This is a genomic window from Halogranum gelatinilyticum, from assembly GCF_900103715.1.
GTDB lineage: Archaea > Halobacteriota > Halobacteria > Halobacteriales > Haloferacaceae > Halogranum > Halogranum gelatinilyticum.
On sequence record NZ_FNHL01000007.1, the window covers coordinates 32,969 to 46,164 of the forward strand.

General features: G+C 66.4%; 13 protein-coding genes. 7 read left to right on the forward strand and 6 right to left on the reverse strand.

The window, feature by feature from the left end; all coding sequences use genetic code 11:
* Positions 1-73: 73 nt before the first annotated feature.
* The gene (locus BLR57_RS17325; RefSeq protein WP_089699715.1) at positions 74-724 is read left to right on the forward strand and encodes a DUF1028 domain-containing protein; all 651 of its coding nucleotides are present in this window, start codon (positions 74-76) and stop codon (positions 722-724) included.
* An 83-nt stretch (positions 725-807) separates the two neighbouring features.
* A complete protein-coding gene (locus BLR57_RS17330) occupies positions 808-2,982 on the forward strand; it encodes a hybrid sensor histidine kinase/response regulator (RefSeq protein ID WP_089699717.1) in 2,175 nt (724 codons plus the stop codon).
* 4 nt (positions 2,983-2,986) lie between these two features.
* Here BLR57_RS17330 and BLR57_RS19790 read toward each other — a convergent pair whose 3' ends face one another.
* From BLR57_RS19790 to BLR57_RS17355, 5 genes are read right to left on the reverse strand one after another with little or no spacing between them, the layout of a single operon-like run.
* Positions 2,987-4,303: an ABC transporter ATP-binding protein gene (locus BLR57_RS19790; protein WP_089699719.1), complete on the reverse strand. Its 1,317-nt coding sequence runs from the start codon at positions 4,301-4,303 to the stop codon at positions 2,987-2,989.
* Positions 4,300-5,391, reverse strand: a complete 1,092-nt coding sequence (locus BLR57_RS19795; RefSeq protein WP_244510098.1) for an ABC transporter ATP-binding protein — start codon at positions 5,389-5,391, stop codon at positions 4,300-4,302. The genes BLR57_RS19790 and BLR57_RS19795 overlap by 4 nt, the downstream gene beginning before the upstream one ends.
* A gap of 5 nt (positions 5,392-5,396) precedes the next feature.
* Positions 5,397-6,380, reverse strand: a complete 984-nt coding sequence (locus BLR57_RS17345) for an ABC transporter permease (protein ID WP_089699722.1) — start codon at positions 6,378-6,380, stop codon at positions 5,397-5,399.
* Positions 6,377-7,333, reverse strand: a complete 957-nt coding sequence (locus tag BLR57_RS17350; RefSeq protein ID WP_089699723.1) for an ABC transporter permease — start codon at positions 7,331-7,333, stop codon at positions 6,377-6,379. The genes BLR57_RS17345 and BLR57_RS17350 overlap by 4 nt, the downstream gene beginning before the upstream one ends.
* Before the next feature lies 1 nt (position 7,334).
* Entirely contained in the window at positions 7,335-9,038 is a 1,704-nt protein-coding gene (locus BLR57_RS17355) for an ABC transporter substrate-binding protein (protein WP_089699724.1), read from the reverse strand.
* Between the two features lie 197 nt (positions 9,039-9,235).
* Here BLR57_RS17355 and BLR57_RS17360 point away from each other — a divergent pair, with 197 nt between their 5' ends.
* Entirely contained in the window at positions 9,236-9,880 is a 645-nt protein-coding gene (locus BLR57_RS17360; RefSeq protein ID WP_244510100.1) for a helix-turn-helix domain-containing protein, read from the forward strand.
* A 38-nt stretch (positions 9,881-9,918) separates the two neighbouring features.
* Here the strand turns inward: BLR57_RS17360 and BLR57_RS17365 are convergent, their stop codons facing one another.
* Positions 9,919-10,767: an aldo/keto reductase gene (locus BLR57_RS17365; RefSeq protein WP_089699726.1), complete on the reverse strand. Its 849-nt coding sequence runs from the start codon at positions 10,765-10,767 to the stop codon at positions 9,919-9,921.
* A gap of 100 nt (positions 10,768-10,867) precedes the next feature.
* Here BLR57_RS17365 and BLR57_RS19930 point away from each other — a divergent pair, with 100 nt between their 5' ends.
* The 4 genes from BLR57_RS19930 to BLR57_RS17380 all read left to right on the forward strand — a co-directional run bounded on the left by BLR57_RS19930 (position 10,868) and on the right by BLR57_RS17380 (position 12,751).
* The gene (locus BLR57_RS19930) at positions 10,868-11,002 is read left to right on the forward strand and encodes a hypothetical protein (protein WP_280140466.1); all 135 of its coding nucleotides are present in this window, start codon (positions 10,868-10,870) and stop codon (positions 11,000-11,002) included.
* Between the two features lie 67 nt (positions 11,003-11,069).
* Positions 11,070-12,017, forward strand: coding sequence for a M48 family metallopeptidase (locus BLR57_RS17370; RefSeq protein WP_089699727.1), 948 nt, complete (start codon positions 11,070-11,072; stop codon positions 12,015-12,017).
* A 19-nt stretch (positions 12,018-12,036) separates the two neighbouring features.
* Positions 12,037-12,276: a hypothetical protein gene (locus tag BLR57_RS17375; protein WP_089699728.1), complete on the forward strand. Its 240-nt coding sequence runs from the start codon at positions 12,037-12,039 to the stop codon at positions 12,274-12,276.
* A gap of 145 nt (positions 12,277-12,421) precedes the next feature.
* Positions 12,422-12,751 carry a hypothetical protein gene (locus BLR57_RS17380; RefSeq protein ID WP_089699729.1) on the forward strand — a complete coding sequence of 110 codons (330 nt, stop codon included), beginning with the start codon at positions 12,422-12,424 and terminating at the stop codon, positions 12,749-12,751.
* Positions 12,752-13,196 lie beyond the last annotated feature (445 nt).

The following is a 13,196-nucleotide window of genomic DNA, read 5'->3' on the forward strand; positions in this document are numbered from 1 at the left end:
ATACAGCCTCTAATACCGCACACCGAATCAGTTTGGGTGGGCTTATAGCCCCCTCCGTCGCGCACACAGAGCCATGACGTTCTCCATCTGCGTTCGCGAGGAGACTGACGACGGGACGGTCTTCGGCGTCGCCGTCGCGACCGACGCACCCGCAGTGGGCGCGCTCGCCCCCTGCATCTCCCACGAGGGAGTCATCAGCACCCAGAGCTTCGTCAACGTCCGACTCGGCCGCCGCGGCGTCGAACTGCTCTCGGACCTCGCGGTCGACGACGCCTTGACGGGGCTGCTCGAACAGGACGACCACAGTGACCTTCGGCAGGTCCACGGTCTCGACGCGCGGGGGACGGCGTTCGCCTTCTCCGGCGACGAGTGCGACGGCTGGTTCGGCCACGAGGTCCACGAGGAGGCGGGCATCACCGCCGCGGGCAACATGCTCGCGACCGGCGAGACGCTCCCGGCGGCCGTCGAGGCCTACCAGTCCACGGAGGGACAGGTCGGCGAGCGACTGGTCGCCGCGCTCGCGGCGGGCAAGGAGGCCGGCGGCGACAAGCGAGGTCACACCTCGGCGGCACTGAAGGTCAAAGCCCCCGAGACGACCATCTACCACGACCTTCGCGTCGACGAACACGAGACACCCATCGCCGAGTTGCAGCGCGTCTACGACGCCGCTCGCACCGCCAGCGAGCAGTTCACGGAGGCGAAGAAGTCGCGTATCTTCGACTGAGGAGCCGCCGTCGACGGCTGTCACGACCCCGTACCGCTAGTCACCGTTAAGTGGGTTCCGGAGCACCATGAAGGGGAACAGACATGAGCGACTCCGCGGAAGAGATAGCAATCTTACACGTCGACGACGACGAGGCCTTCGCCGAGCTGGTGGCGACGTTCCTCGAACGGGAGAACGACCGGTTCCGTGTCGAGACCGCCGCGTCGGTCACCGACGGTCTCGCCCGCCTCACGGCCGGTGAGTTCCACTGCGTCGTCTCCGACTACGATATGCCCGAGCGCGACGGCCTCGACTTCCTCGACGCCGTCCGCGAGGTCGACCCCGACCTGCCGTTCATCCTCTACACCGGCAAGGGCAGCGAGGAGGTCGCGAGCGAAGCGATATCCGCGGGCGTCACCGACTACCTCCAGAAGGAGCAGGGCACGGGCCAGTATACGGTCCTCGCCAACCGTGTCGAGAACGCGGTCGAGCAGTACTCCGCGCGAGCCGCTCTGGAAGCCAGCGAAGAACGGCTCTCCTTTTTCATCGAGCAGTCACCGCTCGGCGTCCTGGAGTACGACGAGGACTTCGAGATCGTCGAACTGAACGAGACCGGCGAGGAGATCCTCGGCTACACCGAGGAGGAACTACGCGGCCACAGCTGGGAGATTCTCGTCACCGACAACAGCTACGACAACGTCGACGTGGTCACGCGGGAGCTCGCGAAGGCCTCGGGCGGCTACCACAGCATCGACGAGAACGTCCGGAAGGACGGCAGCCAGATCGTCTGCGAGTGGCACAACCGCGTCGTGACCGACGACGACGGCGACGTCGTCGCGATCTTCTCGCTGTTCCAGGACGTGACAGAGCGCGTCGAACGCCAGAAACGGCTCGGCGAGACGTCGGCCCGACTCACCGCGCTCTTCGAGGAGTCGCCCGACATGATCAACGTCCACGACGTCGACGGCGAAATCCTCGACCCGAACCCGCGGCTGTGTGAGGAGACGGGCTACAGTGTCGACGAACTGACCGGGATGAAGGTCTGGGAGCTGGATCAGTCGTTCGACCCCGACGAGGTCACCGACCTCTGGAACGGGATGGAGCAGGGCGACAGACAGCGTCTCGAGGGCGTCTACCGTCGCAAGGACGGGTCGACGTTCCCGGTCGAGGTCCATATCCGTCGGCTCGACCTGGCGGGAGAAGACCGCTTCATCGCCATCAGCCGCGACATCTCCGAGCGGAACCGGCGCGAGGAGGAACTCGAACGGACGAACGCGTTGCTCTCGACGCTCGTCGCGGGACTCCCGGTCGGCGTCCTCGCCGAGGACAGAGACCGGACCGTCCTCGCGGTCAACGAACGGCTCCTCGAACTGTTCGGTCTCTCGGGGTCGCCGACGGAACTGGTCGGAGCCAACTGTCGAGCACTGGCGGAGACGGCCAGCGAACTCGTGGCCGACTCCGAGGGCTTCGTCGAGCGTATCGACGAGCTGACCGCGGGGCTGGAGCCGGTCCACAACGAGTCCGTCGAACTGGTTGACGGCCGGTCGCTCGCCCGGAGCTACGAACCGATCGAGCTGCCCGACGGCACCGGCCATCTCTGGATGTACCGCGACACGACCGAGCAGCGCGCACGCGAGCAACAGCTTCGCCAGCAGAACGAACGGCTGAGCGAGTTCGCGAGCGTCGTCAGCCACGACCTCCGCAATCCGCTGAACATCGCCGCTGGCAACGTCGAACTCGCCCGCGAGGAGTACGAGAGCGACCATCTCGTGACCGCCGCGAACGCGCTCGACCGTATCGGCGACCTCATCGACGACCTGCTCACGCTCGCCCGCAGCGGCGACGACCTCGGCGAGCGCGAACCTGTCGCCATGGACCCACTCGTCACCGACTGCTGGGGGACCGTCGAGACGGCCGACGCCACCCTCCGGACCGACCTCGCGTCGACGGTCGTCGCCGACCGCAGTCGGCTCCAACAGCTCGTCGAGAACCTCGTCAGAAACAGTGTGGAGCATGGCGGCGACGGCGTGACGGTCACGGTCGGCGACCTCCCCGACGGCTTCTACGTCGAAGACAACGGTCCCGGTATCCCGGCCGACCGACGTGACACCGTCTTCGACGCCGGCTACTCGACCTCCCGGTCGGGCACCGGCTTCGGTCTGAGCATCGTCAAGCAGGTTGCCGAGGCCCACGGCTGGAACGTCCGCGTCACCGAGTCCGCCGAGGGCGGTGCGCGCTTCGAGATTACGGGCGTCGAGTTCGTCGACGCCGAGGAGTGAACGCCTACTCGATACGGTGACACGCCGCAGTGTGTGCGTCGCCGACGGCGACCGTCTCCGGCGTCTTACCCGCACACGGCGACGGGAACGCCTCTTCGACCAACTCGCTCGCTCGGTCGTCGTTGCCCGCGACGACCGCGGCGGTCGCCTCTTCGATGACCGTCACCGCGTCGGCCGGGAGGGTCTCTCGGGTGCCTCTGAGCGTCCCGTCGACGAGATGGTCGACGACGTGGCCGTCGTCGGTCGACTCGCCCTCCGCCCGGAGTCGCTCTCTCGCCGCCTCGGGGTCCAACTCGCCCGCGGCGAGTCGTGTCCGGTAGCGGAACACGCGTCGGAACGCCTCTTCGCTCCCCTCCCAGTCGCTCGGTGGGACGACCTTCGGACAGCGCGTGTGGAAGCGACAGCCCGACGGCGGATGCAGCGGGCTGGGGACCGACCCCTCCAAGAGGATACGGTCGGTCCGTGCCTCCGGGTCGATGCGCGGCACGGCGGAGAGGAGCGACTGCGTGTAGGGATGTTGGGGGTTGTCGAACAGTTCGTCCGTCGGCGCGGTCTCGACGATCTCGCCGAGATACATCACGGCGACGCGGTCGGCCAGATAGCGGACGACCGAGAGGTCGTGCGTGATGAACAAAAGCGAGAGGTTCAGCTCGTCCTGGAGCTCCTGCAGGAGGTTGAGAATCTGTGCCTGCACCGAGACGTCGAGCGCGCTGACCGGCTCGTCGGCGACGATGAGATCCGGCTCCAGCGTCAGCGCGCGGGCGATGCCGACGCGCTGCTGTTGGCCGCCGGAGAACTGCTTCGGATACCGCTCCAGCTGGTTCTCCTTCAGCCCGACGCGTTCGAGTAGGTCGCGCGCCAACTCGGTTCGCTCCTCGTTCGAGTCGCCGATGCCGTGGACCTCCATCGGGGCTTTGAGGATCTGTCCGACGGTCTGCCGCGGGTTGAGCGACGCGAGTGGGTCCTGAAAGACCATCTGGATGTTCCGGCGGTGCGTCCGCATCTCGCGGTCCGAGAGGTCGGTCAACTCGGTGCCGCGGTAGCGGACGCTGCCCGCGGTCGCGTCGTGGTGTTGCAAGAGCGTCCGGCCGAGCGTCGACTTGCCGCAGCCGGACTCGCCGACGACGGCGACCGTCTCGCCCTCGTGGACGGTGAGGTCGACGCCGTCGACGGCCTTTACCGACGCGTTCTCGCCGAGCAGCTTGTCCAGCATCCCGTCGGCCTGCGCGAAGTACTTCTTGACTCCGGTGGCTTCGAGGACGACCTCGTTGCTCGCGTCGTCGGTGTCGGTACCGTTTCTCGTCTGTTGGGTTCCGCTCATAGCTGCTCCTCCGGGGGACCGCGACGGAGACAGGCGGCCTCGTGGCCGTCCTCGCCGACCTCGCGGAAGTCGGGCTGAATCTCGAAACACTCGCGCTCGGCCTCGGGACACCGCGGCGCGAAGTGACACGCGTAGGGGATGTCGATGAGGTCCGGCACGTTGCCCTCGATGGGCGTCAGCTTGTCGCCCGGTGCGTCCAGCCGCGGCGTGCTCGCGATGAGCCCCTGCGTGTAGGGATGCCGCGGGTTGTCGAACAGTTCGCGGGCGTCGGCCCGCTCGACGATCTCGCCCGCGTACATGACGGCGACGCGGTCACACACCTCAGAGACGACCGCGAGGTCGTGGGTGATTAGCAGGATAGAGGTATCGAACTCGTCTTTCAGGTCGCGCAACTCGTCGAGGATCTGTGCCTGCACGGTGACGTCGAGTGCCGTCGTCGGCTCGTCGGCGATGAGCAGGTCCGGCTCGCAGGAGAGTGCCATCGCGATCATCGCGCGCTGACGCATCCCGCCGGAGAACTCGTGGGGGTAGTCGCCCGCGCGGCTCTCGGCCTCGGGAATCTCGACGGCTTCGAGCATCTCGATGGCGCGGCGCCACGCTTCACTGTTTTTCGTCGCGCCGAGCAGTTTCCGCTTCAACTCCGCCGGGAGCGACACGGACTCGCCGACGTCCTGGTGGAGCCGGACGGTCTCGGCGATCTGCTCGCCGACCGTCAGCGTCGGGTTGAGGCTGTTCATCGGGTCCTGGAAGATCATCGAGAGTCGGCCGCCGCGAAGCGCTTCGAGCGTCGCGTCGGACTTGTCGAGCAGCGACTCGCCGTCGAGGCGGATGTCGCCGCCGACGATCTCGCCGGGATGGTCGACGATGCCCATGATGCTCTGGGCGAAGACGCTCTTGCCCGAGCCGGACTCGCCGACGAGACCGACGATCTCACCGCGCTCGACCGTCAGATCGACGTCGTCGACGGCGACGACGGTCCCCCGCGAGGTCGGGAACTGCGTGCGCAGTCCCTCGATTTCGAGGAGGCTCGTCGCGTCGGTCTCGGGGGTGGTGGCGTCGGATTCGCTCGTCCCGTCGGTCGAACCCATCGAACTCATCGCGCCTCCACCTCCCCTTCGTCGATGTCGAAGGCGTCGCGGAGCCCGTCACCGAACATATTGAACGCGAGGACGGTCAGCATGATGGCGAGCCCGGGCATGACCGAGATCCACCACGCCTCGCTGATGAACTGCCGCCCGTCCGAGAGCAGCAGTCCCCAGGTCGGCGTCGTCGGCTTGACGCCGAGCCCGAGGAACGACAGCCCCGCCTCGGCGAGGATGGCGAGCGGCAGCATCAGCGTCGCCTGCACGATGAGCGGGGCGACCGCGTTCGGCAGTATCTCCTTGACCATGATGCGGATGTCCGACATCCCCACCGTCTGGGCGGCCATGATATACTCCTCCTCGCGGATGGAGAGGACTTCCCCGCGGATGAGGCGGGCGAAGTCGTCGATGTAGGCGATGCCGATGGCGATGACGACGTTGACGACGCCCAACCCGCCCGAGAGGGCGATGATGGCGACCCCGAGGATGAGTTCAGGAAAGGCCCACTGGAAGTCGACGTAGCGCATCAGCAGGCTGTCGATCCAGCCGCCGTGGTAGCCTGCCAAAATTCCGATTGCGGTCCCGATGGTGAACGCGACGGCCAAGGTCGCCAAGGCGACGAGCAACGAGACCTGCGCGCCGTAGATGAGTCGCGTCAGGATGTCGTGGCCGAACGAGTCGGTGCCAAGGGGGTGAAAGACCTGTTCGAGTTCGCCGTCGCCGTCGAAGTCGCCCTGCGAGGAGGAGAGCGGCTCCTTCATGAAGCCGAAGGTCTGTTCCTCGCCGTAGGGGGCGACGTAGGGGGCGAAGGCCGCCGTGAGGACGAAGAGCAGGATGACGACGGCACCGAACAGTGCCATGCGGTCGCCGAGGACGCCCTCGACGAGCCGCTGTCGCGTGCTCTTGAACTCCTCGACCGTCTCCGACTGTTCGTACTCGGGCGGGACCTCACCGGGACCGTACGTGCCGCGGTTCTCGCCGAATTCCGTGCTCATGCTGACTCACTCCCGTAGCGGATGCGCGGGTCGATGGCGGTGTACGCCAGGTCGACCGCGAGGTTCGTGAAGACCAGGACGGCGGAGACGAGCAGGATGACGACCTGTGTCACCGGATAGTTGCGGTCGAGCATCGAGTCGACGAGGAGGCGGCCGAGCCCCTGAATCCCGAAGACGAGTTCGACCGTGACGCTCCCGACGAGCACGAGCGCGAGCTGGATGCCCGCGACCGTGACGACCGGGATGAGCGCGTTCTGGAGCGCGTGCTTGTAGAGCCGCACCCGCGAACTGACGCCCTTCGCCAGGGCGGTCTTCATGTACGGTTCGTCCAGCACTTCCAGCAGCGACGAGCGCATCATCCGCATGACGACGGCACCGTAGGGCAGTCCCACGGCGATGCCGGGCAGGAGGATGCTCTCGAACCACGGGCCGACACCCTCAGCGAGCGGCGTGTAGCCGAAGACCGGCAGCAGGTCCAACCAGACGCCGAAGATCAGCGCGAGCAGGATGCCGACGAAGAACGCCGGCATCGACAGCCCGAGGAACGCCGCCACGGTGGCGAGATAGTCCACGGGTTCGCGCTTTCGCGTCGCACTGACGATGCCCGCCGGGATGGCCACGCTGAGACCGACGACGACGGCGACCGCCCCGATAGAGACGGTCCGCGGAGCCGCCTGCATGACGAGGTCGGCGACGGGCTGGCTCGTGGTGAGGCTCTGGCCGAAGTCGAACGTCACGAGGTCGACCATCCAGTCGCCGTACTGCACGTACCAGGGGTCGTTGAGACCGAGCTGGTCACGCAGGGCCTGTTTCGCCTCCGGCGTCGACTCCTGGCCCAGCATCGCCGCGACCGGTCCCCCCGGGATGGCGCGCAGCCCGAAGAAGACCGTCGTGGCGACGAGCCACATGATGAAGACGGCGTGTGCGACCCGCTTGAGGATGTACCGGCGCATTCTAGCGTGAGACCATCACGCGTGAGAGGTCACGCATGAACGGGATGTGAGTGAAGTTCGACACCGCGTCCGTGTGGGCGGCGATGTCGTTCTGGTGGACGAGATAGGCGTGCGGCACCTGCTGGATGAGGCGGTCTTCGAGCTGGTGCAGCAGGTCCCTGCGCTCGTCGCGGTCGAGTGCACGCCGCTGCTCGTCGAGGAGGTTGTGGACCTCCTCGTCCTCGAAGTTGACCCAGTTCCAGACGCCGCCCTCGTCGGGCAGCCGGTAGAAGTTGTAGAGCGACTGGTCGGGGTCGGGGTCGCCGACGCTGCCACTGATGGTCGTGTCGTAGTCGAGGTTCTCGTACCGCTCCCAGTACGTCGAGGACGTGACCTGCTCGATTTCGACCTCGAAGCCCGCGGCGTTGAGCTGCTGGCGCATCGCCTGTGCGGCCCGGGTGTTGCCCTGTGCGACCATGATGCTGAAGCTCTCGCCCGCGATACCGGCCTCTTCGATGAGCTGCTGCCCGGCCTCCATGTCGTAGGCCTGGTCGTCGGGTTTGTCCTCGCGGTAGACCCAGTTGGTCGCCTTGTTGATGGGACCACGCGCGGACAGCGCGTTGCCGAAGTAGGCCGTCTCGATGAACGACTCGTTGTCGATGACCTTCGAGATACCGAGCCGCGCCTCACGCGAACTGAAGATGTCGCGCGTCTGGTTCATCGCGAGCCCGTACCAGTTGACACCGGGGGCGATCGAGGCGGTGACGCTGTCGGTGTCCTGGATGCGGTCGAGGTTCTGGAGCGGGATCAGGTTCGCGAAGTCGATGTCGCCCGACTGCAGCGCGTTGACGAGCGTCGCCGCCTCCGGGATGGGCTGGAGGTCGATGCCGTCGACGTAGGGCAGCTGGTTGCCGTCCTCGTCGGTCTCGAAGTAGTCCGGGTTGGCGTCGAGCGTCAGGCTCGACCCGATCTCGTGGTTGGAGACCATGAACGGTCCCGTACCAACGGGAGCCGTCCGGTAGGCCTCCTCGCCCATTTCCTCGATGGCACCCTGCGAGACGATGGTGGCCGCCCGTCCCGGTCCGCGCGTCAGGTAGATGAGCGCCGGAGCCATCGCCTGCTCGAAGTTGAGCGTCACCGTGTAGTCGTCCTCGACGACGACGCCGTCCTCGTCGAGCGGCCGGAGCGTACTGAGCTTCGAGGCGGCCGGAGCCTCCTGCGTGATGGTCCGCTCGATGGTGTAGCGGACGTCGTCGGCGGTGAAGTCGTCGCCGTTGTGGAACGTGACGCCCTCACGGAGGTTGAACGTCATCGTAGTCCCTTCGTTCTCGACCGTCCAGTCGGTCGCGAGGTCGCCACGGATGGTCAGATCCTCGTTCAACGTGACGAGCCCGTTGAAGATGTTGGCTGCGACCTGGAAGTACTGGCCGACGCTGATGTACGGTGGGTCGAGCACGTCGATGCTGCCCGTGAACCAGCCAGCCTGGAGTCGGCCGCCCATCGAACTGCTCGATTCGGTCGACTCCGCCTCGGTCTCCTCGCTGCCGCCGTCGCCACCGTCGCCCCCACTGCCACCGTCGCCGCCGTCACCACCGCTGTCGCTGGTACAGCCAGCGAGACCCGTGACGCCTGCTGCCGCGAGTAGTTTCATGGTCGTCCGCCGGTCGATTCTCGGTCCGCTGAGTTCCTCGTCCGTGAACCCTTCCGGGTCGTCGGATGCCGTCATTACAGTGCGACGTATGAGAACGTATATCAAATAGGCGCACCCGAATATGTTTGGGCGGCTCTCAGCGAGGCTACGAACAGACACTGAATCGCCCTAGAAATGGACGAACAACAACCAAATCTGCAAACTGGCAAGGGTATCGGACGATGAGAGAGGTGACACTGCTTATCAGACATCACGGTGAGCCGGAGAGCGACGTGAGTGTCAACTACCCGAACATCACCCTTCGCTCGCGTTCGTCGATGACGGGGCGGACGTCGAACCGGAAGCGTATCATCGAGGTCTCGGGCGACCCCGAGGTCATCCCCGAGTTCTTGGCGGAGTTCGAGGCGGCCGACCCGATTCTCGAACTCGAGCCGCTCTCGCCGGTCGACCGCTCGCGCGTGTACGTCGCGATGACGTACGACGCCTACCAGTGGGACAGCATCTCCGAGCGGCTCTCGGACATGGAGGTCCACTACCGTAACGGGACGACCATCACCGGCGGCTGGGAGCGGTGGACGCTGTATCTCGACGACGACGAGAGCATCGGCGACATCCGGCGGTCGCTGGAAGCGGCGGGTAACGAGACGGAACTCGTCCGGACCGTCGAGTTGAGCGAACTCAACGCGCCCGCACAGCTCGATATGTTCGACTTCGTCCAGGAGCTGACGCCGCGCCAGCGGGAGGTGCTGACACTCGCGATCAAAGAGGGATACTACCAGCGCAACCGCGACACCTCCGTCGAAGACCTCGCCGAGGAGGTGGGCGTCGCCTCGACGACGGCCTGGGAACATCTCAAACGCGCCGAGGAGAAGGTGATGGACGAGCTGTACGACTATCTGCGGTCCGCGCCGGAGTAGCGACGAATCTCACGCCGTCGACGACGCGTGACCCGTCGCTACTCCGTCAGTCGGGCCAGTTCGTCGTCGGTGAGCTCGATGCTCGCGGCGGCGACGTTGTCTTCGAGATGGTCGACGCTGGAGGTGCCCGGAATCGGCAGCATCACCGGCGAGTGATGCAGCAGCCACGCCAGCGAGATCTGCTGGGGCGTCGCGTCGTGGGCGTCGGCGACGTCGGCGACGACGGACTCCTTCTCGCCGAGGTCGCCCGCGCCGAGCGGGAACCACGGGATGAAGCCGATATCGTACTCCTCGCAGGCCTGCAGCACGTCCTCGGACTCGCGGTCGCCGACGTTGTACTGGTTCTGGACGGTCGCGATGTCGACGATGTCGCGCGCCTCGTCGAGCTGTTCGACCGAGACGTTGCTCAGGCCGAGATGCTTGATGCGTCCCTCGTCTTTCTGCTCTGCGAGCGCGTGGACGGAGTCCTCGAACGGCGTGTCGGGGTCCGGTCGGTGGTACTGATAGAGGTCGATGGTGTCGACGCGGAGGCGGTCGAGACTGCCGAGAAGGGCGTTCCGGAGATAGTCCGGGTCGCCGTTGGGCAGCCACTCGCCGTCGGGGTTGCGCAGCAGTCCACCCTTCGTGGCGACGACGAGGTCGTCCGGGTAGGGTGCGAGTGCCTCGCCGATGAGCCGTTCGCTGACCGCGGGACCGTAGGAGTCGGCGGTGTCGATGAAGTCGACGCCGCGGGCGAGCGCGGTGTGCAGGACCTTGCGGGCGTTTTCGGGACTCTCGGGGTCACCGATGATGTCCTCGCCGGTCAGCCGCATCGCGCCGAAGCCGAGGCGGTGGACGGGTGTCTCGCCGTCGAGATGGAACACGTCGCTCTCGTTGATTACAGGCATGGTTGGACAGTGGACGGAGAGCCAGTAAGGGCTTTGGGCAGGGGAAATCGTCTCGGCCGGTGGACGGTGGGGTTTTGTCCGCCCGTCGCCTCGGACGGCTATGGCAGCCGAGACGCTCACCTGTCCACTCTGCGACGACGACTATACGAGTCACAACCATCTCCGTGACCATCTCCACGAGGAACACCGAAAGAGCGAGATCATCGACGCGCTGCTCGAACACTACGCGGGCTGACCGCGCCGGCTCGCAGGCGACCACTCCCCGCCGATAGCGGTTTGGGGCCGCTCGCCGTACTCCACCTATGCGCCGCCTCGGTCTCCGCCTCCTCATGGCTCTCGTCGGCTTGTCGCTTCTGGCCCTCTATCTCGGCGCGGCTGCCGTCGGGGCGTTCGTCCTCACGGCCGTCTTCGCCCGCCAGGACCTCCCGACCGTCGTCGGTCTCGCCACCGTTCTCACCCTCGTCTTCGGCTTCCTCAGCTACCGCTTCGGGACGGTCCAACTGCTCTCCTCGATGGACGCCGTCGCAATCGACCGCGACCGTGGCGCGGGTCTCTACCGTCGGCTGGACTGGCTGACCGCCCGGATGGCCGTCGACACGCCGACCGTGTTCGTCGCGGAGATGCAGCTGCCGAACGCGATGGCACTCGGGACGGCCCGCAACGGGGTCATCGTCGTCGACCGCTCGCTCTTCTGGCTCCTGTCGCCCGCGGAGTTGGAGGCGATACTCACGCACGAACTCGCCCATCTGGAGAGTCACGACGGGCTCGTCCAGACGCTCGCCTACAGCGCGTTGCGGACGCTCGTCGGGCTCGTCCTCGTCCTCTGTCTCCCCTTCGTCCTCGTCGTCACCGGTATCGGCCAGGCACTCGGCTGGCTCAGCGGCCGCCCGGCGTCGTGGACGGCGTCGCCGGTCGGGCGGCTCCGCGACGGTCTCGGCCGGGCGGTCGCGCTGCTCTTCGTCGCGCTGACGCTGCTCGTCCGGGCGCACTCGCGGCGGCGGGAGTTCGCCGCCGACGACCGGGCCGCCGAGATCACGGGCGACCCACTCGCGCTCGCCCGTGGGCTGCGTCGCATCGAGCGCGCCTCCGAGCCGGTCTGGGGGCTTCGGTCGCCGCTCTACGTCCACAGTGAGGAGAGTCGCCTCGGCCGACTGCTGTCGACACATCCGCCGATGGACGAACGCGTCGCACGGCTCGTCGAGCGCGCCACACACGGGGAACGGACGGCGACGGCGATACCTATTCGGTGATGGGAGTTCCACGGGAGGTATGACAGACGTCGACGCCGCACTCTCCGGGCTCTCTCCGGGCGAGATAGTCTCGCTCATCGTCAAGCCGCTCGGCCGCCCCGACGACCGCGACGACCACGACGTGGCCGCGGTGAAGATCGACCCGCCCTATCTGTTCGACGACGGGGAGAGCCTCTACACGATCACGCGGCGTGAGGGGGTGTTCCGCGTCACGGTCGACGGTCTCGACTGCGGCGAACTGCGGAGCATCGTCCGCTGAGCCGGCATCCACCCCACCCCACACGACCCGCTGCCGCGTCGACAACACCGACTGTTCTCGCCCGAGACGTGACCCGCCGTGAGCGCGCGCCTATTTAAATAGAAATCTGCAAAGCAACAAGACGTTGCAGCTACTACGGTACACTGTGACCGACGACACCGATACGTGGCACACGGACGCCCGCACCCGCCTCAGTGTGCTGTCGGCCAACCTGGAGACGCTCGCGGCGCTCGCAGCGGAGCTGGCGAGCGAGGCCGCTCACCCACGCAGCCGCGAGTTCGACGCGCTCGCGACCGCGCTCCGCGAGGAGGCACTCGTCATCCAGGACGCCCTCCAGTCGGCGACGACGGCAGAACAGGAAGAGACGTTCGAGATGGCCCTCCGCAACCTCGTCGAACTACGCGAGGAGACGCCCGACCGCGTGCTCTCGGCGGTCGACGAGCGAGCCGAGGGGTCGCTGGAGACGTTCGAGTAGGGGAGTGCTTCGGATGTGGAAGTTGCAGCGGTAGCAGTGGCTATGGTCAGTCGCTCTCGTAAATCGCCCCGGCTTTCGTTCGGCTAGCTGATTAGTAGCCAATCGCTGCTACTCGTTGTCGAACCGGTGTTCTGTCGCCGCACTGTGACTAGCTTCTCAAACCCACGCTTCTGTTCCGGAGGTAGAGATACGCCCCACCGGCAGGGATCGTCACCAGTTGGACCGGCGAAAACACGAACGACAGCAGATGGACAAGGCTGACGAGTCCCCACACGGCTCGGTTCGGAGACCACTCCTCGCTCCCCTGCAGGGAGCGGACGTCCAAGTAGAGACAGAGCGAGTAGAGGGGTGCTAGTAAACTGGTGATCAGAACGAACAGTGCACTCAGGACTGCGGAGGCCAGAAATATGCCTCCTACTCGTGGATCAGAAGGAACCAGCGCGGT

Coding starts and splice junctions, on each gene's coding strand:
- BLR57_RS17325 (WP_089699715.1), top strand. CDS start 74: ATGACGTTCTCCATCTGCGTTCGCGAGGAGACTGACGACGGGACGGTC.
- BLR57_RS17330 (WP_089699717.1), top strand. CDS start 808: ATGAGCGACTCCGCGGAAGAGATAGCAATCTTACACGTCGACGACGAC.
- BLR57_RS19790 (WP_089699719.1), bottom strand. CDS start 4,303: ATGAGCGGAACCCAACAGACGAGAAACGGTACCGACACCGACGACGCG.
- BLR57_RS19795 (WP_244510098.1), bottom strand. CDS start 5,391: ATGGGTTCGACCGACGGGACGAGCGAATCCGACGCCACCACCCCCGAG.
- BLR57_RS17345 (WP_089699722.1), bottom strand. CDS start 6,380: ATGAGCACGGAATTCGGCGAGAACCGCGGCACGTACGGTCCCGGTGAG.
- BLR57_RS17350 (WP_089699723.1), bottom strand. CDS start 7,333: ATGCGCCGGTACATCCTCAAGCGGGTCGCACACGCCGTCTTCATCATG.
- BLR57_RS17355 (WP_089699724.1), bottom strand. CDS start 9,038: ATGACGGCATCCGACGACCCGGAAGGGTTCACGGACGAGGAACTCAGC.
- BLR57_RS17365 (WP_089699726.1), bottom strand. CDS start 10,767: ATGCCTGTAATCAACGAGAGCGACGTGTTCCATCTCGACGGCGAGACA.
- BLR57_RS19930 (WP_280140466.1), top strand. CDS start 10,868: ATGGCAGCCGAGACGCTCACCTGTCCACTCTGCGACGACGACTATACG.
- BLR57_RS17370 (WP_089699727.1), top strand. CDS start 11,070: ATGCGCCGCCTCGGTCTCCGCCTCCTCATGGCTCTCGTCGGCTTGTCG.
- BLR57_RS17375 (WP_089699728.1), top strand. CDS start 12,037: ATGACAGACGTCGACGCCGCACTCTCCGGGCTCTCTCCGGGCGAGATA.